We start from the raw sequence: 25,456 nt of genomic DNA on the forward strand, positions 1-25,456 counted from the left end.
AGAGCCACTCCTATCTGAGCACAATGCGTTCGGATAACGCATCCCAGGTTAAGGTCGTGCCCTTCAACTGGTTGAATGCACTAAGCGGAAGGTAGAGTACGTTGTTATCCACATCCACCGTGTATGCGGCCGCTTTGCTGTTCAGCTTCGCTGTTTTAGCGGTCAGATCGACCTCGATCGTATTCTTTCCAATAGTGAGTTTGGCAGCAGAAGCATTCCCTGTATAGGTTCCTCCAAGCGCCTTAACCAGAGCCTGAGCCGGGTAGAGCACCTCATTGTCGCGGCTGATTTTGAATTTCGGATAGACATACTTCGACTGCAGCTCTGCGGAACGCTTGTTCAGATCCAGTCCCAGTATTCCCGCTCCCATAGTTGCGATCTGCGTATTGTCAATCTGTCCCTTCACCTTGTCAGCAATCGGGCCATACGCCCACACCCCAACATCCACTGCAGAGTGGCCGTGACCCGACCAGCCGACCAGCAGGCGCTTGGAGATCACTGCATTATATGCGCCCTCCCGTTTGTACGAAGATCCGTCACCATTCATAATCTGGGTAACTTCCTCCTCCGTCAGATCCGTGATCCAGGTGTTTGCCGTTACGATCTTGCGGATCTCTTCCGGTGTCTGCGCTGCTTCAAGATCTGCTGCCAGACTCTCGGAGGAGTGCTTCTGCTTGTTCCACAGATCGATGTTGATCTCATAGATATTGTCACGCGAGAGTGAGAGACCGCCTGTCTCATGGTCAGCAGTAACCACTACGGAGGTGTTACCGTTTTTCTTCGCAAATTCAACTGCTGTCTTGAAGGCGGCGTCGAAGTCAAGCGCTTCCTGCACCAGGGTCGGCAGATCGTTGGCATGACCGGCATGGTCGATACGCCCGCCTTCAATCATCATGACGAAGCCGTCTTTATCGGCGGACAGAATATTCAGTGCCTTGGAGGTCATCGCCGAGAGGCTTGGAATTTCCGGAGTGCGGTCTGGCGTGTAAGCCACATGGGAGTTACCGAACAAGCCTAACACCTTGGTATTCTTGGAAGTAAGTGCATTTAAGGCTGCGGTATTCTCAACCACCGTATAGCCTTTGGCTTTGAAGTCAGGCAGCAGGTTCTTATCCGTACGCTTGCCCTTCTCATCCTTGGTCAGGAAAAACTGCTTCCCGCCGCCCATGAGCACATCTACACCGCTCTCCAGATACTGTGAGGCTATCGCCGATTCATTGTCACGGTTACGGACATGGGAAGCATACACGGCTGGTGTGGCGTGGGTGATCCGGGCAGTGGTCACAAGACCTGTGGCCTTGCCTGCACTCTCGGCAGCTTCAATGATGGAAGCAAAGGGCTTGGAGATATCCTCGTTTGAGACGCTGATGCCTGCGTTATAGGTTTTATGGCCTGTAGCAAATGCAGTACCGGCAGAGGCGGAGTCTGTGACGATCCCGGATACGATTTTTCCGCTGTCCTCTCCCCGGTCTGCATATGTAGTAGCTTGTCCCACGTAGTATGGATCGAGATTCAGGTGCTTGACTCCCTTGGTATATTGCTGAAAATATCTTGCCGCAGACACTTGAGCCGGGCCCATGCCGTCGCCGATCAGAACGATAAGATTCTTAGACTGGGCCTTGGCAGCGCCCCCGGAATTAGCCGGGCTCTTGGCCGCCCCTGCAAGTGTTGCTCCTGAGACTACGGCTGCCGCCAATCCTCCAAAAATCATGCCCCTCATTAACTTGTTCATCATATACCCCTTCCTCATTGTGACGGTTCTAATCCCAAGCTTACCTTGGAAAGATTAACTAACTGTCAAAATAAGTATGGAGTTGTATTAAATTATCAAGTGTTCATGTGAAACATATAAAGGCTACTCATATAAAAAGCCCTGTATCCCTCCGCCGTCAGGCAAAGGAAGTACAGGACTCCTGTTCTGTTACATTCAATATCCGTTGATAATCCTTATTCTACATCTCCAGCAGGCGGATCAGCTCGTCTTCATCCTCAATGACTTGAATGCCGAGCTGCTGAGCCTTGGCCAGCTTGCTGCCCGCCTTCTCCCCGGCGATGACCAGGTCAGTCTTCTTGGAGACGCTGCCGGATACCTTGGCTCCCAGAGCTTCCAGGCGTTCGGCGGCTTCCTCGCGGGTCATTTTTTGCAGGGAACCGGTCAAGACAACTGTTTTGCCGCTGAAATAGGTATTCGTATTGACTACACGCGGAGCTTCAGGAGCCTTGGCCTCTACCCCCAGCGCCCGCATACGGTCGATGCTAACCACTACGAACGGGTCGGCAAAATAATTCACGATGCTCTCCGCCACAATCCCTCCGATATCCGGCAGTCCGGCCAGTTCCTCCGCTGTAGCAGACATGACGGCTTCCAGGCTGCGGTAATGGTCGGCCAGCATTCTTGTCGTGGCTTTGCCGGTATTAGGAATGCCGAGTGCATAGAGGAAGGATGCCAGATCTCTCCCTTTGCTGTCTTCAAGTGCCTTCAGCAGATTCGCCGCCTTCTTCTCTCCGAACCGTTCCAGCTTCACCAGTTGGTCGAAGGTTAGCTCGTACAGATCCGCAGGCTCCCGTACACTAAGCTCTTCATGCAGCTGAGCCGCCGTCTTCTCACTGAACGTCTCAATATCCATGGCATCTCTGGAGGCAAAATGCGTAATCCGGCTGACAATCTGCGGCTTGCAGTCAAGCTTGTTGTTGCAGAACAGATGAGCGCCGCGCATCTCCAGCGGGAACCCGCAGGCTGGACATTCCTCAGGGAATAGTATCTCCCCGCCGTCACTCTCTTCTGTCACCTTACCCAGAATCTCCGGGATAACATCATTGGAGCGGCGGATGAATACCCGTGTACCCAGAGCAAACTTCAGATTCTTGCGCTCAATATCGCCTACGTTGTTAAGTGTGCAGTTCTGCACCGTAACACCGGCTAATTCTACAGCTTCTACCCGCGCAAGCGGAGTGACCTTGCCTGTACGTCCGACATTCCAGCTTACAGATTCCAGAATGGTTGTGGTCTCTTCCGCCTCGAATTTATAGGCTACGGCCCAGCGCGGGAACTTGTCGGTATAGCCCAGCGCCTCACGGATGCGGAAGTCCGTGACCTTAATAACCGCTCCGTCAATCAGATAATCCAGACCGGAACGGCTCTCTTCAATCTCTGCCAGCTGCTCGGTCACATCATCGAAATTGCTGAAATAGTTGAGGTAAGGGTTAACCTTGAACTGGTTGCTGCGCAGGAAATCCATCATCTCCTGATGATCGGCGAACTGCACGCCCTCTGCATACCCCACATTATAAAAGAAAGCATTCAGCCTGCGGTCGGCAGTCATCTTCGGGTTCAGGTTGCGCAGCGCACCCGCCGCACCGTTGCGTGCATTCTTCAGCGGCTCTGCTGCGCGGGTATTATAATCCGCCAATACAGACAAATTCATAATTCCCTCGCCCTGCACTTCAATAACGCCTTCCTTGAACGGAATATTCAGCGGAACGGACTTGATCGTCTTCACCTGAGCCAGAATTCCCTCACCTGTCACCCCGTTGCCACGGGTAGCTGCTTGTACAAGCGCCCCGTCACGATAGGTCAGGTTCAGCGTCAAGCCATCGAACTTCAGCTCCACGGCATAACACGGCTCCGGCAGCGGATTGTCCGGGTTCTTGGTGTTATAATCATTCACCAGCTTCAGCACACGGGTGTTCCAGGTACGAAGCTGTTCAATGTTCTGTGCCTTATCCAGACTCCACAGCGGTGCCAGGTGGCGGTGCGGTGTGAACCCCTTCAGCAGCTCCCCGCCTACCCGCTGGGTCGGAGAATGCGGCAACACAATTCCGCTCTCCGCTTCCAGTGCTACCAGCTTATCGTAGAGAACATCGTATTCCTTGTCGCTGATCTGCGGGGTATCCAGCGTATAGTAGTGATAATTGTATTGATTCAGCTCGGCAACAAGTTCTTCCATCGTGAACATAATATCCATCCGGCACATCCCTCCGTCAAATGGGTTTCCTACGGTTAGCGTGATCCAAAAGCACTGCCGTTAATCGCAAGCTTGATTTATTCAACTTTGGTGATCGGCGCAAAGCCGGCCAGCAGGCGCTTGACGCCTACCGGGGCCGGGAAAGCAATCTGCAGCTCCGTATCGTTTCCGCTGCCCTTCACGGCTACAATGGTGCCGATGCCCCATTTGCCGTGGGACACCTTGTCGCCCGCCTTGAAGCCTCCGGCCTCGGCAGCCGCCCCGGCCCCGCCCGTCGTGCGCTGCGCGCCTCCGCTCGTCACCACCACCCGGCCCGCGCCAGGCACCGCGCTTGCCGAGCTGCCGCTGCCGAAGCTGGCGGACCCGCCGCCTCCCGGCGCGTTCCCGGCAGCAGCGGTGCGGCTGCCGAAGTTCCCCCGGCTGCCTCCGCTTCCGCCGAAGCCTCGCCCGCCATAGGCACCGCCTGCCTCCGCGCCTCCGCGCCGGAAGCGGTCCGATTCACGGACGGTATCTTCCTTCAGCTCCTCCGGAATCTCCTCCAGGAAGCGGGACGGCGCATTCGCGTTCGTCCGCCCGAACAACGTGCGCATCCGTGCGCAGCTGAGGAACAGCTGCTTCTCCGCACGGGTAATGCCCACATACGCCAGCCGGCGTTCTTCTTCCAGTTCATCATTGTCCTGGAAGGCGCGGCTGTGCGGGAACACCCCTTCCTCCATCCCGATGATGAAGACGGTCGGGAACTCCAGCCCCTTCGCGCTGTGCATCGTCATCAGCACCACCGCATCACTGCGTTCTTCTTCATCCTTGACACTGTCGATATCCGCAACCAGGGCCAGATCGGTCAGGAAGGAGACCAGTGACTTGTCTTCATTGTTCTTCTCGAATTCCATCGTAACGGACAGGAACTCGTCAATGTTCTCCAGGCGTGAACGGGACTCCAGTGTATTCTCATTCTGCAATTCAAGGCGGTACTGGGACAGCTCCAGAATCTTCTCCGTCAGCTCTGTCACCGAGAGGAATTCCACCATCCGGTGCAGGGCTTCGATCATATCGTAGAATTCCACCAACGTGTTGCGGGTCCGTCCGGCGAACCCGAGATCATCCACCGTCTGCAGCGCCCGGAAGATCGAGACGCCCTGGGCAGCAGCCGCTGCCGCCAGCTTACCGACAGTGGTATCCCCCAGCCCGCGCTTCGGAACATTGATAATCCGCGTCAGACTGATATCATCATCGGGATTGGACAGCAGGCGCAGATACGCCAGCAGATCCTTAATTTCCTTACGGTCGTAGAACTTGATCCCCCCGACGATCTGGTAGGGAATATCCGATTTGATCAGAATTTCTTCTATTACACGGGACTGGGCATTCGTACGGTACAGAATCGCATGGTTCTGGTAGGCCTGTCCCTGCTTCACATTCTTGCTGATCTCCCCGGTAACGAAATATCCTTCGTCATGCTCAGTGTCACCACGGAACACCTTAATCTTCGCGCCTTCATCCGAGTCGGTCCACAACTTCTTCGGCTTGCGGCCCGTATTGAGGGCAATGACGCCGTTGGCGGCATTCAGAATGTTCGAGGTGGAACGGTAATTCTGCTCCAGCAGAATCGTCTGGGCTTCAGGGTAATCCTCTTCGAAGTTCAGAATGTTCGAGATATCCGCCCCGCGCCAGCGGTAGATCGACTGGTCACTGTCTCCGACCACGCAGATCCGGTGGTGGCCTTCAGCCAGCATCCGGCAGAGCATGTACTGCGCCCGGTTCGTATCCTGGTACTCATCGACATGAATATACTTGAACTTCTTCTGATAGAAATCCAGTACATCCGGCTTCTCCTTGAACAGCTCGATCGTCTTCATAATCAGGTCATCGAAATCCAGGGAGTTATTGCTTCTCAGCCGGTGCTGGTATTTGGTGTATACCTTGGCCACCAGACCTTCAAAATAATCGCCAACCTTCTGCTCATACTGCGCCGGTGTAATTAACTCATTCTTGTTCGTGCTAATAACCGCTTGAACGGCCTTCGGCTCGAACTTCTTGGTGTCGATGTCCAGATCCTTCATACAATTGCGGATAACGGACAGCTGATCTGTCGAATCCAGAATGGAGAAGTTCGACGTGAAGCCAATCTGATCAATATCCTTCCGCAGAATCCGCACACACATGGAGTGAAAAGTGGATACCCAAATATCCCGGCCCTCCGGCCCAACCAGCTTGGAGACACGCTCCTGCATCTCCCGGGCGGCCTTATTCGTGAACGTAATCGCCAGAATCGCCCAAGGCGGTGCCTTACGGTTCGCGATCAGCCAGGCAATCCGGTGGGTCAGCACGCGGGTCTTGCCGCTGCCTGCGCCAGCCATAATGAGCAGGGGGCCTTCAGTTGCTTCTACAGCCTGACGCTGCGGGGGATTCAGACGGCTTACGGCGTCTTGTATGTTAACAAGTTGCATGTGTTACATGCTCCTTTCTGAATATAAGCTACGCTCATGATCTATCAATTCTCCCAGTCCATCTGCGGGGTATTCCGCACAGCCTGGACCGTCAACAGCGCTTGTTCCACATTGCTATAAATAATATTGCCGACCACTACTGTATCACATAGTGCGGCTACATGCTTGGCTTCCTCTGCACCTGCAATTCCGCCTCCATAGAAAAGCTGGCTGTGCTCAACCACTTCCCTGACCTCGCGCACAATCTCCAGATCTCCATAGCGTCCGCTATATTCAAGGTAGACCACCGGGAGGTTCATCAGCTTGTCTGCAATCTGCGCGTAGGCCCCCGCACCAGCCGCATCCAGCGAGCAGTCCGCACCGGTCAGGCGCGCAACCGAGGAATCGCTGTTCAGCACAATATAGCCCTCTGTCAGCAGCAATTCCCATGGGATCAGACTGCCGAAGCGTTCAATCGCCCGGCGGTGATGGCCGAGAATCCATGAAGTATCGTCAGTGTTGAGCACCATGGGAATCATGTACAGGTCAAAACCGGGCACAGCGGCCTCCAAATCCGAAATCTCCAGCGCGCAAGGCAGGTCATACTGCCGGATTCTCGCAAGCAGACTCATTGTATTCTCATAAGTCACGCCGGTAGAGCCGCCTACGATGATCGCATCGGTTCCCGACTGGCAGACAGCGGCCAGCTCCTTGTCACCAAGCACACGGTCCGGGTCCAGCTTGAATACATGCCGCCACGGCCTGATCATTTGCCGCATCTCGTTCATCTTTGTCCATCCTCATTGTTCATCTAAGTGAATATACACACTCCTGTGCACGCAAAATCCGTATCTCTAGTCTAAGTCAGTACGAAGGGGAGTGTCAATTTAAAAGAGAACAAAATGCGAACATTTTTTCGCATATTTGCCTTGGACTTCTCCTCGATCAGCGGAGACCCTTGATCCGGTTCAAGTCGTTTTCCGGGACAAAATCAGTATAGAACCCGTCAACCCCCAGCCGGGACAGCTCCAGAATTTCCTTCTCCTCGTTCACGGTATGCACGTAGACTCTGGCACCCGCTTTTTTCAAGTTACGCACGAAGCTCTTGGTAGCCCTGGTTGTCGGCATCGTGATGTCCACGCCGGTCTGCTTGACGAATTCAATGACCACCTCGTCGCTGTCCTCTGTCTGGTATAGGGTATAGATGATTTCCGGAAAAGCGTAAACCTGCTTCACCACCTCCAGCATCTCCCGGCTGTAAATCTGCGGAACGATCCGCTCCAGCAGCGCAGGGTCCTTCTTCCGGGCGGCTTCTACAATGAGCTGAAATTGCTTCGTTACCTGCTGCGGCTCCAGCTCCTTCGTATCCGTTACAATATAGGTATCCGGGTAGATCTCCATCAGATTGACGATTTTCTCAATATCCAGCGGAGAGTAGAGTTCCAGCACCGGGCTGTTCATCACTTCATCGTGAGTCAGCACCTCTCCCTGCTTGTCAGGAGGAAGAACCTCCTGTTGACCCAGCTTTTTACTCATCCCTGTAGTCCATTCATGACGGGCCACGAGCTGTTCATCACTGGTCAGCAGCAGGTCCGCCTCAAAGATCCGGGTCCCCTGCTCATAGTTCGCAATAAAAGCGTCCTTGGTATTGGTATACGCCTTGTCATTGATTCCGCCCATGGCATGGGCAATGACCCTGTGGGCCGCGAAGCCTGTAGCTGGCTGTTTTTCTTTTCCTCCAAGCATCAATACAAGCAGAAGTGCAACAGCCCCGATCATAGTAATAGAAGCAATAAGTTTTGTTCTCTTCATGATGGCAGTCTCCTTTGCAAGTAGTAGAGAGTGTCTGCTAAAAAAGCAAAAACGGCTGTGTCATCCTCAAGGGGCAGCAACCGTTTTTTAGCGGAGAATATAATATAGATAAGACCGTGTATTAATAAGCGTTCTTGAAACCGTTACGAATCGTCTTGGCAATAATCCGGATGTCGAACAGCAGAGACCAATTCTCGATATAGAAAATATCATGCTTGATCCGGTCCTCAATCGAGGTATCCCCGCGCAGACCGTTGCTCTGAGCCCAGCCGGTAATCCCCGGCCGCACATGATGCTTAACCATATACTTCGGAATCTCGCCACGGAACTGTTCTACAAAGAATGGGCGCTCCGGACGCGGACCGACCACACTCATCTGCCCGAACAGCACATTGAAGAATTGCGGCAGCTCATCCAGACTCGTTCGGCGGATAAACGTTCCAAAGCGGGTCCGGCGCGGATCTTCCTTCGTGCTCCAGCCTGTGTCCACTTCACCATCCGTCTGCATTTTCATGGAGCGGAACTTGTACATCATGAAATTACGGCGGTTCAGGCCCACCCGCTCCTGCTTGAAAATCACCGGTCCCGGTGAAGTCAGGCGCACTCCGAGTGCTACAATCAGCATCACCGGAGACAGCATGAGAATGGCGAACAAGGCGAACACAATATCAAACGCACGCTTCGCCATTTTGTTCCCGGCCATATCCAGCGGAATATCGCGTACATTAATCATCGGCATCCCGGCAAAGTTATCGAAATACGGACGGGCCGGCAGGTAATCGAAGAAGTCAGGAATAATCAGCGTCCGCATCCCGGCTTTCTCACAAGTTGCAATAATAGCCGGGTATTTCGAGTGGGCATCCAGCGGCAGCGCCAGAATGACCTCATCGACAGGGAGCATCTCCAGCATAGCCTCCAACTGATCCACTGTGCCCAGAATCGGCTTATACCGTTGCTCTTCAATACCATCCCACTGATGGAAGTCATCCAGGAAGCCAATCGCCTCATAGCCCAGCTCCGGGTACTGCTCCAGGTTGTTATAGAATCTTTTACCCAATGTGCCTGCACCAAGAATCAGGACGAACTGGCGGTTGAAGCCTTTTTCACGCAGCGACTTCAGCATCTTCTTCAGCACATAACGGTATAGCATAATGGATAGAATATTGAAGCCCATGTAGATCGCCAGGTATTGCCGGGAGACATCAATCTCCCTCAGGAAGAACATCAGGCCCAGCAGAATAAAGATCCCCATGGCATGAACCTGAAAAACCTTCAGGAATTCATCAATAAACCGCTTCTTGCGCTTGGGCAAATATAGAGACACTACAATACCGATCAGTACGGCTATGGCCCCGTAGATAATACTCCAGTACCCATAAGATTCTATAGGCAGCGTCCGGTAGGATTCCAGCAAGCCGCTCTTGAACTTCAGCCACCAGGCCGCAAGGAAGGACAACTGGATCACGATAAAGTCGGCTACCATATATAGTTGGGTCAAAAATTTTTGATTCCGGCGAATCATAATCTCACCTCAGCCTTCGATTCATTGCGGATACCAGCTTCCCCGGGAACATTCAGACTCTGTGCGGGTGTAGGTACCTTACGCGGGGCAATCAATGCGTTGCGCAGCAGCGATAGAGTGAACTTAACGCCGACGCCCGCATAGACCGCTCCATTTATCATACTGTTGTAGCGGCTGCTATAATGCTTCTTATGAAATAAAATCATGGCCCGGTGAAACTCATACACAATCTTCAATGGTCTGCGGCGCGCACTGCCACCCTTCAGATGTACGATGGATGTCTGCGGATAATAATAGATCCCCCAGCCCGCTTCCTTGATCCGGTAACACCAATCCAGATCCTCTCCATACATGAAAAAGGTCTCATCCAGCCCGCCCACCTGCTCAATCGTCTCCCGGCGCAGCAGCATGAACGCTCCAACCAGACAATCTACCGGATATTCGTCATCCGGGTCCAGATAGCCGAGCTGATAGCCGTTGAACTTCGGACGGTCCGGGAACAGCTTACTGAAGCCAAAGGCATAATAAAAGGACGCAGACGGTGTAGGAAACCCTCTCCGGCAGGCCTTATCCAGCGACCCATCCGGCAGAATCACCTTACACCCGGACGCGCCAAGATCCGGACGGCTATCCATGAACTCAAGCATCGTCTCCAGCGTATCCTTACGGATCACTGTATCCGAATTGAGCAGCAGCACATAACGCCCGGAAGCGACCTCCATCCCCTGGTTATTCCCCTTGGCAAAGCCTACATTCTCCGAATTGGCGATTAACAGCACCTCCGGGAACTCCTTGCTTATCGTCTCCACCGAGTCATCCTGGGAGTTATTATCTACTAGAATAATTTCATAGGAATACCTTGTCTCCGAATCATACACCGACCTCAGACAATCCATCGTCAGGCGGCATGTGTTGTAATTTAGAATCAATATACTAACATCTACATTCACTGCTATACTCTCCTGACAAATATAGTAATCTATCGACAATTATTATAACACAAAAACCCCGCTGATAGGCAGGGTCTGTTCAGGGAGGTTTTTACAAGCTAAAGGATATAAATGAGAATCTCTAATCGGTCATTGGGGTAAAATCCCGCTTCTAGACGGCGTTGTCCAGATATCAATTTAAAAAATCATTAGTAACTATGATTCTATTTCCTGGTCGGTCTACCCAATATAATTTCTTGCCTACTAGTTCAACCCCCTGACCTGCCCCATATGTTGGCGCTTTAAGCCTTTCAATAAATTCAAATGAATTTCCATTGAATTTATAATGGTCCAAACCTTGTGTATATTTCTCACCGTATTTGTTAGAACCATGAAGATTACCATACAGTTCATTATCTTTGAAAACTATACCTTGATATCCTCCCTCGCCCCCAAACTGTGCAGACAGTGCATAACTAGCTTGATATTCAAAATTACTATTGTATCGCTTAATTTCATTTATATCATGATAAACTACCCAGAAGGACCCCTTATATGTTGCTAGTGACTCTGCAGTGCCCTTTCCGATATCATACTCCTCTACAAGCTTTAAATCAGGTAAGCTATATTTAACAATCCGACTTACACGTTCTTCTTCCGGTGGAGCAGAGTTGAAATTATAAACTGTAGCATACAGATAAGAGCCAGATACAAAACAATCTCCAAAGGACATGAACCGCCCTTTTCCATCTCTGCCTACATAAGCATTCTTTTTTTCTATTATATATTTTCCTGAAACATCATATACAGAAATCGTGTTTGACAGAGTGAAATTTATATCCCTATCAGACGTCACATAAATTCTTTTCTGGTCAGCTCCCACTCCCTGCCATGCTCTAAAATTTTTTTTCATTTGTATAGATTTAGTAACGAGGCCATTTCTACTACCAATTGTTGAAAAAGAAAACAAAGACGTCAAAACAATTATAAAAACAAACGCTTTTCTGATATTTATCACTCCCAGCTCATGAATCTCACAATTATTCGTTATTCTTGATTCAATAAATGAATCTTCAGCAAAAATGATTCCTAAATATTACACTTAAACATTAGTTACAATAAATTCCTAAAAATAATAAATCAAGAAAGCTCCCTAACTCATGCACAGGTTCTATAAATATTCACTTCTCAGGTGAGCAGTCAGCATTAAATTGAAAAAGCATAAACATTATCATCTCCCTCAAAGATCTGAAGGCTGATAATGCCGCTTAAATTTGTATATTATCCCCTATTTCCTGACACATGACCCTCTCCTGAATAAACCGGCGCTTACGCTTCAGGGCAGTTCTCTGTGCAAAGAAGGAGGTCCAGGCTCCTAATAGCTTAGGCTCTTTCAATAGCGAGTAGCCATGTGCGGCGATCTCATAAGGCAGAGAATTTAGCAGAGTGAGCAGCAGCGTGCGGGAGGGCTCGTTCTTGTAGATCATTTTATACCGGTTAATATAGGAGATCCGCTTGATGAACATCGCTTTGCCGCTCCGGCCTGACGTCTTCCAACCCCGCTCATGGTAGCCTATCGCTTCTGCATCATAGTAGGCCTTCCAGCCGAACAATTCTGCACGCCAGGCCACATCCACATCTTCCTTATACGCAAAAAAATCCGCGTCGAAAAACTCCCCCTCCACGCTGATATCCTCAATCATCCGCCGCGCGTACATCGCCGCTGCACCGGAGACACCGAATACTTCACCAGACTCATTCCACTGGTCAGCAGGCTCTCCTGCCCCGCGGTCAAACGCCCGCCGCGCCTTATTCATCCGCAGTCCGGTACTGTCCACCAGCGAATGATCCGCCTTCAGCAGCAGCTTGCCTGTGGCACTCCCAATCCGGGAGTCGGCCTCCATCCGGGCGACCAGCCTGGAGATATAATCAGGGGCCAGCGCAAGATCCGGGTTCAGCACCAGCACATAATCGGTCGTAGTACCGGCAATCGCCTGATTGTGTGCGGGGGCGAAGCCGGTGTTATCTTCATTTTCCAGGAGGACTAGGGTTGGGCTGGGGGGGCTCTCCAAACTTCCTACATAGTTGGCTAATGCTGCGTTATATGATGAGATTACTGCTTCGTCAACGGAGTGTAACGGATCGATAAGCATACGCGCTGATCCCTGGGTAAGCTCATGATAGAACGCCCTCACCGTCTCCGCCGATCCGTCTGTAGAAGCATTATCCACCACCACAATCTTTTTAACCGGATAATCCTGGCTGAGCACAGCCGACAAGCAATCCGCAATATCATCTGCGCTGTTATAAGTAACAATATGCACACTGACCGTTTTAAGTTTCATGGGGTACCTCGAGTTCCATATATTGATTAGTCGAACGTGTTACTCCCCATTATAACGAAAAAAGAGGTGCCGGGCTATGGAAGGTTGTTGAACCGCTCTCATCAAGACTATCGAATTACAATAAGAAACCCCTAACCATTAAGATGGATTAGGGGTGCTTCAACATATCTTGCAGCTATTTCAGCTCCAGCAAAAAATCTCTCAGCCCTTCACGCCATGGACGGATATCCTGGAACCCGTTGGTACGGATCGCCAGATGCTCCATCACCGAGTTGCGTGGACGAGGCGCCGGACGGGGAAATTGCTCCGTCGCACAAGGTTCAAGCTTCGCTGTAAACTTCAGCCCCAGAAGTTCCTCTGCTTCCGCAAAGATGGCCTGGGTGAATTCATACCATGTGCAAGACTCTGTGTTCGAGGCGTGGTACACTCCATACTTTTCAGTCTGGATAAGCTCAAGCAAGAATCTTGCCAGGTCCACCGTGTAGGTAGGTGAGCCCTTCTGGTCATCGACAACCTGCAGCAACGGCTTTTCCTGCCCCAGCTTCAGCATGGTTTTCACAAAGTTATTGCCGTATTTGCCGTAGACCCATGAGGTACGTACGATGAAATACTTAGACGATAGCGACTGGACTAATACCTCTCCAGCCCGTTTGGACTTCCCGTAGATACTCTTGGGATCGGTATTATCATATTCATGGTAAGGCTGTTCCCCCATGCCATCGAAGACATAGTCCGTACTGATGTAGACCAGCTTAGCCCCTGCCTTCTCAGCAGCCAGCGCCACATTCCGGCTTCCTGTAGCATTAATCAGGTACGCTGCATCCACATCACTCTCAGCTGCATCCACTGCCGTATGAGCCGCACAATGAATGACCACATCGGGAGCGAACGCACCAATCGTCTGCTGACACTGGTCCAGATCGGTAATATCCATCTCCTGACGGTCACAGCCCTGCACCTCATAACCCTGCCCTTGAAGCAAAAGCATAAGATCCTGCCCCAGTTGCCCGCCAGAGCCTGTGACAAACACCTTCATCTTCGCCATTACAGGGAATCCCCCAGACGGGTACCGTACTGGAGAGCGGCATATTTCTGGTATTCGCCAGACTGAATGCGGGTCCACCATTCTTTGTTGTTCAGATACCATTGAATAGTTTCCTTAATGCCGGTTTCGAATGTGTGCTTAGGCTTCCAGCCCAGCTCATTCGTAATCTTCGTTGGATCAATGCCATAACGGCGGTCATGCCCGGGACGATCCTGAACATATGAAATCAGCGAATCTGGCTTGCCGAGCTCTTGAAGCACAGTATTCACGATATGCACATTCGTCCGCTCATTGTTGCCGCCGATATTGTACACTTCACCATTCACGCCTTCATGAATAACCAGATCAATTGCGCTGCAGTGATCCTCAACATACAGCCAGTCACGGATATTCATTCCGTCACCGTATACAGGCAACGCCTGATCAGCCAGCGCACGGGAGATCATCAACGGAATCAGCTTCTCCGGGAACTGATAAGGACCATAGTTGTTCGAGCAACGGGTAATGTTAACCGGCAACCCAAAGGTTTCATGATAAGCACGCACGAGCAAGTCTCCGCCTGCTTTACTTGCAGAATACGGGCTGTTCGGCGTCAGCGGTGTCTCTTCCGTGAACAGGCCTGTAGCGCCAAGCGATCCATAGACCTCATCCGTGGACACTTGAACGAACTTAGACACACTATATTTCTTAGCCGCATCCAGCAGCACTTGAGTGCCCAGCACGTTCGTCTTCACGAACACTTCAGGCTCCAGAATACTCCGGTCTACGTGAGACTCGGCAGCAAAGTTAACCACTACATCTACACCGTCACCGATCAGCTTATCCATCGCCGCTACATCAGTAATGTCCGCCTTCACAAACGTGTAGTTCGGATGATTCTCAACAGATTTCAAGTTCTCCAGATTCCCCGCATACGTCAACGCATCCACATTGACGATCTGGTAATCAGAGTGTTGCTGCAGCATGTAGATTACAAAGTTGCTGCCGATGAAGCCGGCTCCGCCGGTGATTAGGAGTTTCATTTGTTGACCACCTTTGACTAATAATGATGATTGAGAGGCTATAGCTCCGAGAGGAAACCGCTGCAAGTCAGTGTCCCAAACGCCAGATCATTTCATAATATGCCACGCTCATGCTCAAGGGAATAACATTCGTTCACTTTGTATTGCACTTGGGTGTTGAGAAGAGTGTTTAGAAATTAATCCGTTCCTTCTCAACTACCAACGGCCGCTTTAAGACCTGTGTATGAATAGAACCAATATATTCGCCAATTATTCCTATAAAGAAAAGCTGAACAGAGGAGAATAAGAATAACCCTATGATGAGAGGCGCTGTACCTAGAGAAAAGTAATTCCAGAATATTATTTTAGCCAGTAAATAACCTACTGCTACCAGCAAGCTTAAAGCAGACATAGTAAATCCTAGCATTGCAGCCAGTCGCAACGGTATTTTAGAATGGTTAGTAATACCAAGCATCGCAATGTCATAAAGTGTATAAAAGTTGTTTTTAGTTATTCCACGTTTTCTAACAGGTTGCACATACTCAATTTTATAGCTTTCAAAACCAATATCAGAAATCAACCCTCTGAAGTAAGGATATGGATCATCAATCTCTTTTAGAATTTGAATAATTTGTTTATCATATAATCCAAAACCAGTATTATTCTTAGTCAGTTCAATCTCTGAAACACGATTAATAAAATTATAATACATCTTTCGTATTGCAAACATGGCCTTACTCTCATGACTTTGCGTCTTCACACCTAGAACAACCTTATATCCCTCTTCCCATTTATTCACAAAATCTTTAATCATTCCAGGAGGGTCCTGAAGATCCGCTACAAGTAAAATAGCAGCATCTCCCCCAGCCTGAAGGAGGGCATGATACGGAGATCGTATATGTCCAAAATTACGTGAATTAACAATGATTTTTGCGTTTGAGTCTTCTTTTGCAATATCTTTTAGAATTGCCACTGTCTTATCTTTTGATGCATTGTCAATAAATATATGCTCATAGACATAACCTGGCATCTCCGCAAAAACCGCCTTTACTTGAGTATAAAGCTCCCTAACATTCTCTTCCTCATTGTAACAAGGCGTTACTATACTAATTGTTTTCATTTTTATTCCTCATTCTTAATTGTTGGTAACCTGACTGGATACTCTCTAAAGAAGTATATCTAGGAAGATAGCCTATAGTTGAGGCCTCTCCATTTAAAGAATAATAGTTACTCTTTGAGCCTGTTATAGAATCGTAAGTGTAGCTAGTGTCAACTTGATATTTCAATCCATGTTCCCTAACAAAATAGTCCAAAATTTCAAATTTAGTCGCTGGCTTGAGAGAATACACATCATATACCCCGTTCTGTATATTCTCGTCCATGCAACTTTGCACAAGAGAAAGAAAATCTTCTGGATGTATATAATCTCTAAGGATATTTTCTGAAGATGTATTGAGTACTTTCCTCATCCCAACATGCTCAATTACATCAGTTAGAAGAAACTTTGAATCCACATCAATAAAAGCGCTAAAAAAACCGAATATCCTAAGGTCGACTATTTTAAACTTTTCTAGACTTCTATGTTTTGCCTCCGTATTCAACTTAGAAATCCCATAGTAATCTTTGAGTGATAAATTATTTATATTCAAATTAAGTAATTTAGTATTTGTTGCAGGTTTTTCAAAATCAGAGCCATATGCGGCCCCAGAACTAAGATTGATATATATAGAATCGGGATTATTTTGTATATAGCGAAGAATCATGTTGTCATATTGTTCTGTAATTTGAAATACACTAAAGGGATTCCGAAGAAGGTCTCCTGGGTTACCTACTCCTATACAATTAATAATAACGTTATAAGTATCTAAATCTTGAAACTGTTTATACTCTCTAAGATGAGTCTTGCCTTGAATGCTATTCTCAAATAAAAAGGAAGTCAGCCTCTCTTGATCCCGAGCGAATAAATATAATTCGTAATGTTCCGAAGAAGAAAGACCAACTATTAAGTTTTTCGCAATATGACCCGTAGCGCCAAATATTGCGATTTTCACACAATCCTTATTAAGCACTCTGAGAACCCCTTTTAAGTAGGAATGTCCATTTCATCAACAAGATCTATTAGCATTATTTTCTTTAACTCTTCCCTATCAAGATATGGGTACATATCTTCAATAGGTCTATTTACAACTAATTTAGGATGTACTTCTGTTTTCTTTTCCAACTTCACCTCAATAAATGCTGGTCCGTTAGTACTCAAGAACTGTTCAAGCTGATGAATATCATCCATTGTATCCATCTGATACGCAGGGATTGTATAAGCCTCAACAATTTTCATAAATGAAGGATTGGGATTCACAGTAGACTGCTGTCTGCCCTCAAAATACAAATCTTGAAATTGTCTTACCATTCCAAGAGAACTATTGTTCATAACAACCATTTTTATAGGTAAATTCAAACGAACAATAGTATCTAATTCTTGTATATTAAGTTGGAAGCCCCCGTCTCCTGCAATAACAAGAGTTTCCTCTCCATTTGCTAAGGAAGCGCCAATTGCAGCCGGTAAGGCAAACCCCATTGCTCCCATACCACCAGAGTTTAATAATCTTTGTTCTCCAGATAATTTGAAAGATTGCGATGCCCACATTTGGTGTTGACCAACATCTAGGCAAACCGCTCCAAACATTTCAGACTTAGACGAGAGTAATTCCATAAAACGGTTTGGTTCAATTTCATTAGCAACTGGAGTAAAAGAATAAGTAGGAAACTGATCTTTCAAAGACTCAATCAACTTCAACCATTTGGAAATATCCGGTTTATTAAAATCTGTAAGTGCTAAATTCATTTTCTCCAAGAACTCAGTAAGATTTGCTTTAACAGCCAGAGTTGCTTCAACCTTACTGTTGAGTTCATTATAATCAATATCAACATGAATTTTTATAGCACCGCGCCCAAACGTATCTGGTCTGGTTCCGGTTTGTCTACTATCTAGTCTTGACCCTAATATAAGTAATAGATCACAGTTGGCCAGGATTAGATTACTATAGCGGTTACCATATGACCCAATTAGACCAGAATATAAAGGATTATCATGTGAAATCACATCAATTCCCATTAATGAGCTTACAACCGGTATTCCCGACTTCTCTACAAACTGTGTAAGTGCTGCTGCAGAATTGCTAACTCTTACACCACCACCTGCCAAAATGAGAGGTCTTTTTGCAGCAGATAACATCTTAATAACATCTGCAATAACAGATTCACTGATTTCTGATTTTTTAGAAAGTTCATTAAAATATTCTTCACTATCATAGAAGCTGGCTAAAGTTTCAGGTTCAATTTGTGCTCTCTGAAGATTCATTGGAATATCTAATAATACTGGACCCGGACGTCCATTTTGGGCTAAATATATTGCTTTTTCCATTTCGTATCTTATTTGATCTGGATCAGTAACCATAGCAGCATACTTCGTTAAAGGTTTCGCTACACTAACAATATCTGTTTCTTGAAACCCAATTTGTCTGACAGGTCTATCGAACTTATATTCATAAGTGTTTACTTGTCCAGTAATGAACAAACACGGAACTGAATCGAAATAGCAACTACCTATTCCAGTAAGTAGATTTAATGCTCCAGGCCCACTCGTTGCCATTGCAACTCCAAGCTTTCCGTTCATTCTGGCATAAGCTTCAGCCGAAAATGCACCCGCTTGTTCATGGCGAACAGATATGCATTCCATATCATCTCTGAAGGAGACAGAATCCAACAAGTGGACTATAGCCCCTCCGATAAATTCAAAAACATGAGATACACCTTCTTGCTTAAGGCAATCTATTACATAATCGGATAGTTTCAACTAACCCCACTCCTTACAAAGACTCTTGGTAGTCCTTTATCTGTTTTACACAAACGTCAATTAGTTTTTCACCTTTCTGGTATGCAATCGTGAACTCTACAATTTTGTCAATCGCCTGCCTCAGGTTCCAGCGCGGGTGCCATTCCAATTCAGCAGCAGCCTTGGAACAGTCCAGTTTTAGATATCGCGCTTCGTGAGGTTGAGCACTGGTATCAACTTCAAAGCTGGCTCCCTCCCATATACTACAAATCTCCCGAACAATCCATTCAACAGGTTTGGCATCATCATCTAGAGGGCCAAAATTCCATGCACTAGCGAATTTCTCGCCATAATTATATAAATTCTCTGCTAATAAAAGATAACCACTCAAAGGTTCAAGTACATGCTGCCATGGTCTAATAGAATTTGGATTTCGAATAATAATTTTTTGATCAGTCAGAATAGACCTAATGATATCTGGCACTAACCTATCAACTGCCCAATCCCCACCACCAATTACATTACCAGCTCTGGCTGAAGCAACAGCAATCTTTCTACCATCAAGATGATTATTTAAAAAGGAATTTCGGTAAGCACTAGTCACTAGCTCAGAGCATGCCTTACTACTAGAGTAAGGATCATGCCCACCCAGTGGCTCGTTTTCTCTATATCCCCAATGCCATTCCTTGTTTTCATAACACTTGTCAGTTGTAACATTAACTACAGAAACAACACTTGGACAATTCCTGACGGCTTCCAGTAAATTGACTGTACCCATAACATTCACTTCATAGGTTTCGACTGGACTCTTATAAGACTCCCGCACTAACGGCTGAGCAGCCATATGGATAACAATTTCAGGTTGAGCCTGGAGCATAGCTCTCTTCAATCTTTCGCCATCTCTAATATCAGCTATCACACTGTTTTTCAATAGATCCTTTATATTGCATAAGTCAAATAAATTAGGTGTAGTAGAAGGCTCTAAAGAATATCCTGTAACTTCAGCGCCCAAGGAACTTAGCCATAAACTTAGCCAAGATCCCTTAAAGCCCGTGTGACCAGTCAGAAATACTTTTTTACCGTTCCAAAATTGCTTGTTTATCATTTTGTTCTCACCGGCTTTGCATCCCAAGTCTTCCATGGAGCCTGCCCGCTACTCCAAAGATCCTCTAAATGGTTTTTGTCTCTCAGTGTATCCATTGGTTGCCAAAATCCATGATGCTTAAAACCAAACAATTCCCCATCACGTGCCAATCCTTCCAAAGGTTCTTTTTCAAAGAAAGTCTCATCACCATCAATGTAATTAAATACTTCTGGTTGTAACACGAAGAACCCTGCATTAATCCAAGACCCGTCACCTTTAGGCTTTTCTTGGAAACCCTTTACTTCGTTGTTGGAATCTATATCTAATGCACCAAAGCGGCCACTTGGTTGCACAGTAGTTACTGTTGCGAGACGTCCATGTAAGTTATGCTGATTAACAAGTTCTGATATATTCACATCAGATACTCCATCGCCATAAGTCAGCATGAAGGGTTCATTTCCAATGTATTTTTGTATTCTCTTCACTCTTCCACCAGTCATTGTATCAATTCCGGTATTCACAAGAGTTACTTTCCAAGGTTCTGCTGTATGGGTGTGTGTCACCAACTGATTATCACTTGTGAAATCAAATGTTACATCTGATTCATGTAAAAAATAATGAGCAAAGTATTCTTTGATATAAAACCCTTTATAACCAAGACATATCACAAAATCATTAAAACCATAATGGGAATATAATTTCATGATGTGCCATAAAATTGGCTTCTGGCCTATTTCAATCATAGGTTTCGGTCTGAGATGAGATTCTTCGCTGATTCTAGTACCATATCCACCTGCAAGAATAACTACCTTCATTTCATTAGCCCCCGAATTATTTTTTATCTAATACGAAACTTCTAATTTTACTAACTACATAATCAATTTTTTCTTTGGTTAATCCTGGATAAACTCCAACCAAGAATGTATCATGCATAATTTTATCAGTATTTTTAAGATCACCACTTATACGATAATTCACATTTTGAAATGCTGGTTGACGGGTTAAGTTACCGGCAAACAACATGCGTGTCTGAATCCGATTGGCCTCCAAATACTCTACAATTTCATTCTTCGTGAATTTCGCACCATCTTGTACAGTTAACATAAACCCGAACCAACTTGGGTCTGAGTTTTCAGTTGCCCTTGGCAGAATAAAGTGCTCTCCCAGATCCTTCAAACCTTCAAACAATCTTTTGAAATTATCTTTACGTGCTTGAGTGAAAGTTGGAACCTTCTTAAGTTGTTCAACCCCAATAGCTGCCTGCATCTCTGTAACCCGCAAATTGTAGCCAATATGTGAGTAGGTATATTTATGATCATAGCCGTAAGGTAAAGATCCTAGTTCCCAACCAAAGCGTTTATTGCATGTATTATCACAGCCAGATGGACACCAGCAATCTCTGCCCCAATCTCTGAAGGATTCAATAATTGATTTAAGCAAGGCGTTATTGGTGTATACTGCCCCACCTTCACCCATAGTCATATGATGCGGAGGATAGAAGCTTGATGTACCGATATGTCCATGTGTGCCAGTTAATTTACCATTAAATTTAGAGCCAAGAGCATCACAGTTATCTTCAACCACCCATAGATTGTATTTAGCAGCAATCTCCATAACCTTGTCTAATTCAAAAGGATTCCCCATAGTGTGAGCGACCATAATTGCCTTGGTTTTTGGTGTGATCGCTGCTTCAATACGATCCACTATGATATTGTATGTTCCCAATTCTACATCGATAAAGACCGGAATAGCACCATTCTGTACAATAGGCGTTACAGTCGTTGGGAAACCAGCTGCTACTGTGATTACTTCGTCTCCTGGTTTTATCTGACGGTCCTTCAGTTTTGGAGATGTTAAAGCTGAGAAGGCTAAGAGATTAGCAGAGGATCCAGAGTTAGTGAGAAGAGCATACCTAACGCCTAAGAACTCAGCATATTCCTTTTCAAATTGTTTGTTATATCGGCCAGCAGTGAGCCAAAAGTCTAGTGAAGAGTCCACTAAGCTTCTCATTTCCTTCTCATCATATACACGACCACCATAAGAAACTTGGGTTGATTCAGGATCAAATTCTTTGTTTCTTTCCGAGTGGAATAATTCGTAGTAGTTTTCAACCTTAGACAAGATATCAAGTCTCATGATCTTCTCAAAGTCTGCGTTATTAATTTGGGCAAAAGGAGTGATGTTCTCTCTAGAGATGTTTGTCTTAACACGTGTATCTAGATATAATAATCTATTCAGATGCCCATGCTTAATTTCAAAGTTAAACTTCTCTGAAAACTCATTTGTAAGTTTATCAGCTAGATTATAAATCTCGAATCCCTCTCCATTTATCTCAGAAGAAATCAACCCAAATTCTCCTGTTTCTTTAACTGATACAATCATGCCTTGCTTTAACATTACTACACCCCTTAAGAATTTTTGGAGGATCTAAAACTCCAGTATTTATGTCCAAAAAAACTGACTACTGTAGTTAAAAACAGAGCTATCGCTTGTGCAATTAATTTATTCATTCCTATTGTATCAACTAATAATGCTAATAGAAATAAGTTAACAAAAAAAGTAACGATGTATACAAACACAAACTTCATACCACTTTTCGCATTATATCTCTTCTGCTGAAATGTCCATCTATTATTCCATAAATAACTATGAACCACACCTATAACATGTGATAGAATAAGCGCCTGGAGATAATTGTCTTGAATCAATTTTAGATATAGTGTATATACACTAAGGCCCACAATTGTATTTAAAATACCTACTATTACAAATTTAACTGAAGAATTTTTCATAAATCATCAAAACTCCTATTATTATAAGTCTGGCAAATGGTCTATCATACCTTTCCAATTATCAGATATCTCTCGATCCAATAAGACACCGTTACTTATTCGAACTTCACTTATAATACCGTTAAACCCGCGATCCATGTTCATCCAGTTACCTATTGATAATGGCAGCTGACTATTCTCAAAATGTTCTAAACTCAATTCAGAAGTTTCTAAAAAGCCATTTATATAAATATTAGTCTTTCCTTTATTAAATACAACGGTGATATAACTCCATTCATTTGGGACTAATGAGAACTTCAATGGGGGAGCCCATTGATTTCCATTCCCATAATTAAAAGAATAAACATTTTGATTATTATTTTCCTGTTGTATTACAAATCCCTGAAATCCATCTCCTGGATGATTCCCGATTATTATTCCATATGGTTTCTGAACCTTATCCGGTTTTAGGATCACCTCGATAGTAAATTCTTGACTTAACGAGACTGCAGGCAGATACTCCTTCATGCCCACTATACCGTCATTAAATGGTTTAGTTACAAAAAAATTATTACTTATAAGATAATGAATATCATTTTGTCGATTAGGCAACAGAACTGAATTAGAAGATACGCCTTCGGATTTTCGATTTAACAACACCATATTATCATATGGACTTTTATCTATTATCTCAAAATTATCATATAATGCTTTCATTACCTTTAGATTAGCTTGATAATTTTGTTGAGCGTTGGTTAAAAAATTCACGTCTATAAAGACCTTTTTCAAAGAACTATTTTTATTTATTGCTGTATTAATTAAATTGTATTCTTTTATTAAAAACAATTCAGACATTCCTGGAATATCGATTATAGGCATAGTTTTAGAATATAAATAATCCACTCCTGAATGATAAGATAAAATTAAAATCTTTTCTCCTTCAATTGTGTTTTCTTTAATAAAATTAATACCTGACGTAACTGGCGTCTCAGTTTTATCAAATACTAGAGACCAACGACTTTCAAATAGGTGATAAATATTATTTGTATTCTTCACTAGACTAAGTAATGAAGATCCAATTAATATTATAAAAAGAAATAATGTACTGTACAGCAACCAATATCTCTTCCCGACCTCATTGTTTTTTTTCTTCACTTGACAATATAACATGTATATATATATGACCAATAACATTAATGCAGGATACCAAGTTAGAGTTAAAACATGATCATGACTTCTGCCTTGATAATACGTGAATAGCCCCACTCCAAGAATAGACAATATAAATATCAATCTAACTTGTAATGTATTTACTTTTTGAATAATACTACTCAATGAAATTATTAGCCCAATAATATACATGAGAATAACTAGATTCCAAGGATGTATCATCTTCATAGGTAGCATGAAGAATCCAAAACCATAAAAATATGTTTGATAATTGAAAAATTTTATATAATCCGGCATTACTCCGGATCTCAAATAAACAAATAAGGAAAAAGTTAATAGAACCATTGCTAACCCTGCTAATGAAACGAGAAAGTGTTTTAAACAACTTTTACAAAACAAAGAAAGACCTTTCCAGTTAAGAGCATCATCGAATATCAATGCTAATACCCAGGTTAAGAAAACAATTATTCCTGTGTCCATATTCCACAATACAGCCAATGAGAAAATTAAGGTAAACAAATAATATTTCCAGCTACTTTTCCCCTCAAAAAATTTAAGTGAAAGGTATAATAATAAAGCGGGAAATAACGTTCTTATGGGATAATATTGATAATATGGATCAGGGCTAATAAGCCTAAAATGTATATACCCATAATACAAAACAAATGAGAATGCTAACAAACATATATATTTGTTAAGAATCAATTTATCAAGAACTTTAAATATACAATAGAATGAAAGAGATATTAACAAACTCATAACTAATGTGAAAGTAAATACATTTAAACCCATCAATTTGAATATCGGTTCTAATATATGAGGATATAGTCCATATTGATTTGTAAGATCCACTAGCATTGACTTCCCTAAATAAACTTGGCTAACAGAATGAAATACTGCATTAAAGTGACTTGTATATTGTGCACTATCATTAAATGAGTTGATTGTAAGAATATTCGAAAAACCTACAAAAATTATATACAAAATCACAATCCATTTGATAATCATATTTATTTTTTCATTAAATGCATTGTGAAAAATCAACTTTTCAATTTCTTTTCTTTTTAAAAAAAATTTCATCATCATAATAAATATAATAATTGCTACGAATAAGATTGGAGATTCCTTGATAAAAGAGTTATTAATAAAAAACACATTTCCACTTTGTGTAGTGTAAGAGTAGAGTAAATATATAATTATAAAAGTATTCAATGCAAAAACGATGTAATACACCGTTTTTGATGATAGAATTTCAAATTTCAAAAATACTTTGTCAGAAATCAAATACAAAAAGCTCATTACTATGGGAAAACCTATTACAGATATAAAAAATATTCTTTTCTCTGTTGGCTCTGGCAAAAATGAAGCTGGATCAACAGAAAAAATCTCCTTTATACTTGTCGAAAAGTCGCTTGGAAGGTCTACACTAATGAGTCTGCCAATGAAATAGAACACAATGGTTGTAAGGATTATACTTAATGAAGCAGAAAAAAACGTTCTCTTTGCCTTATACATCTTATTTCACTCCTTTTCAAGCAATCCATGATAAACCTA

General features: G+C 44.8%; 19 protein-coding genes. All 19 read right to left on the minus strand.

The genetic code is table 11. The features are described 5' to 3' along the window. Positions 1 to 10 precede the first annotated feature (10 nt). The 19 genes from MKX51_RS28140 to MKX51_RS28230 all read right to left on the minus strand — a co-directional run bounded on the left by MKX51_RS28140 (position 11) and on the right by MKX51_RS28230 (position 25,417). Positions 11 to 1,732, minus strand: a complete 1,722-nt coding sequence (locus tag MKX51_RS28140; protein ID WP_340995729.1) for an alkaline phosphatase — start codon at positions 1,730 to 1,732, stop codon at positions 11 to 13. Between the two features lie 220 nt (positions 1,733 to 1,952). Beyond that, positions 1,953 to 3,965, minus strand: coding sequence for an NAD-dependent DNA ligase LigA (gene ligA, locus MKX51_RS28145; RefSeq protein WP_340994634.1), 2,013 nt, complete (start codon positions 3,963 to 3,965; stop codon positions 1,953 to 1,955). 77 nt (positions 3,966 to 4,042) lie between these two features. After that, the gene (gene pcrA / locus MKX51_RS28150; RefSeq protein WP_340994635.1) at positions 4,043 to 6,412 is read right to left on the minus strand and encodes a DNA helicase PcrA; all 2,370 of its coding nucleotides are present in this window, start codon (positions 6,410 to 6,412) and stop codon (positions 4,043 to 4,045) included. Between the two features lie 44 nt (positions 6,413 to 6,456). Next, complete coding sequence (locus MKX51_RS28155; RefSeq protein ID WP_340995731.1) at positions 6,457 to 7,170, minus strand: heptaprenylglyceryl phosphate synthase; 714 nt, start codon at positions 7,168 to 7,170, stop codon at positions 6,457 to 6,459. 166 nt (positions 7,171 to 7,336) lie between these two features. Next, positions 7,337 to 8,203 carry a phosphatidylinositol-specific phospholipase C/glycerophosphodiester phosphodiesterase family protein gene (locus tag MKX51_RS28160; RefSeq protein ID WP_340994636.1) on the minus strand — a complete coding sequence of 289 codons (867 nt, stop codon included), beginning with the start codon at positions 8,201 to 8,203 and terminating at the stop codon, positions 7,337 to 7,339. 121 nt (positions 8,204 to 8,324) lie between these two features. Then, positions 8,325 to 9,725 (minus strand): undecaprenyl-phosphate glucose phosphotransferase, encoded by a 1,401-nt coding sequence (locus MKX51_RS28165; RefSeq protein WP_340994638.1) that lies wholly within the window; start codon positions 9,723 to 9,725, stop codon positions 8,325 to 8,327. Beyond that, on the minus strand, positions 9,722 to 10,675 hold the full coding sequence (locus MKX51_RS28170; protein ID WP_340994639.1) for a glycosyltransferase family 2 protein: 954 nt from the start codon (positions 10,673 to 10,675) through the stop codon (positions 9,722 to 9,724). The genes MKX51_RS28165 and MKX51_RS28170 overlap by 4 nt, the downstream gene beginning before the upstream one ends. 172 nt (positions 10,676 to 10,847) lie before the next feature. Beyond that, positions 10,848 to 11,672, minus strand: a complete 825-nt coding sequence (locus tag MKX51_RS28175) for a hypothetical protein (RefSeq protein ID WP_340994640.1) — start codon at positions 11,670 to 11,672, stop codon at positions 10,848 to 10,850. Positions 11,673 to 11,922: 250 nt separating this feature from the next. Beyond that, positions 11,923 to 12,999: a glycosyltransferase family 2 protein gene (locus MKX51_RS28180; RefSeq protein WP_340994641.1), complete on the minus strand. Its 1,077-nt coding sequence runs from the start codon at positions 12,997 to 12,999 to the stop codon at positions 11,923 to 11,925. Positions 13,000 to 13,174: 175 nt separating this feature from the next. Further along, the gene (rfbD, locus tag MKX51_RS28185) at positions 13,175 to 14,035 is read right to left on the minus strand and encodes a dTDP-4-dehydrorhamnose reductase (RefSeq protein WP_340995734.1); all 861 of its coding nucleotides are present in this window, start codon (positions 14,033 to 14,035) and stop codon (positions 13,175 to 13,177) included. An 8-nt stretch (positions 14,036 to 14,043) separates the two neighbouring features. After that, a complete protein-coding gene (gene rfbB, locus MKX51_RS28190; RefSeq protein ID WP_340994642.1) occupies positions 14,044 to 15,066 on the minus strand; it encodes a dTDP-glucose 4,6-dehydratase in 1,023 nt (340 codons plus the stop codon). A 169-nt stretch (positions 15,067 to 15,235) separates the two neighbouring features. Continuing rightward, positions 15,236 to 16,165 carry a glycosyltransferase family 2 protein gene (locus MKX51_RS28195; protein ID WP_340994643.1) on the minus strand — a complete coding sequence of 310 codons (930 nt, stop codon included), beginning with the start codon at positions 16,163 to 16,165 and terminating at the stop codon, positions 15,236 to 15,238. After that, positions 16,152 to 17,114, minus strand: a complete 963-nt coding sequence (locus tag MKX51_RS28200) for an NAD(P)-dependent oxidoreductase (RefSeq protein WP_340994644.1) — start codon at positions 17,112 to 17,114, stop codon at positions 16,152 to 16,154. Before MKX51_RS28200 ends, MKX51_RS28195 begins: the two co-directional genes overlap by 14 nt. A 14-nt stretch (positions 17,115 to 17,128) precedes the next feature. Then, on the minus strand, positions 17,129 to 18,898 hold the full coding sequence (locus MKX51_RS28205; RefSeq protein WP_340994645.1) for a thiamine pyrophosphate-binding protein: 1,770 nt from the start codon (positions 18,896 to 18,898) through the stop codon (positions 17,129 to 17,131). A 13-nt stretch (positions 18,899 to 18,911) separates the two neighbouring features. Further along, positions 18,912 to 19,982, minus strand: coding sequence for a CDP-glucose 4,6-dehydratase (gene rfbG, locus MKX51_RS28210; protein WP_340995736.1), 1,071 nt, complete (start codon positions 19,980 to 19,982; stop codon positions 18,912 to 18,914). After that, positions 19,979 to 20,776 carry a glucose-1-phosphate cytidylyltransferase gene (rfbF, locus tag MKX51_RS28215; RefSeq protein ID WP_340994646.1) on the minus strand — a complete coding sequence of 266 codons (798 nt, stop codon included), beginning with the start codon at positions 20,774 to 20,776 and terminating at the stop codon, positions 19,979 to 19,981. The genes rfbG and rfbF overlap by 4 nt, the downstream gene beginning before the upstream one ends. A 16-nt stretch (positions 20,777 to 20,792) precedes the next feature. Next, positions 20,793 to 22,358, minus strand: coding sequence for a lipopolysaccharide biosynthesis protein RfbH (gene rfbH / locus MKX51_RS28220; protein WP_340994647.1), 1,566 nt, complete (start codon positions 22,356 to 22,358; stop codon positions 20,793 to 20,795). Positions 22,359 to 22,369: 11 nt separating this feature from the next. Next, positions 22,370 to 22,753 carry a GtrA family protein gene (locus MKX51_RS28225; protein WP_340994648.1) on the minus strand — a complete coding sequence of 128 codons (384 nt, stop codon included), beginning with the start codon at positions 22,751 to 22,753 and terminating at the stop codon, positions 22,370 to 22,372. A gap of 21 nt (positions 22,754 to 22,774) precedes the next feature. Next, entirely contained in the window at positions 22,775 to 25,417 is a 2,643-nt protein-coding gene (locus MKX51_RS28230) for a LamG domain-containing protein (protein WP_340994649.1), read from the minus strand. Between the last annotated feature and the right edge of the window lie 39 nt (positions 25,418 to 25,456).

This window comes from Paenibacillus sp. FSL M7-0420 (assembly GCF_038002345.1).
In the GTDB taxonomy this organism is placed as follows: Bacteria; Bacillota; Bacilli; order Paenibacillales; family Paenibacillaceae; genus Paenibacillus_AQ.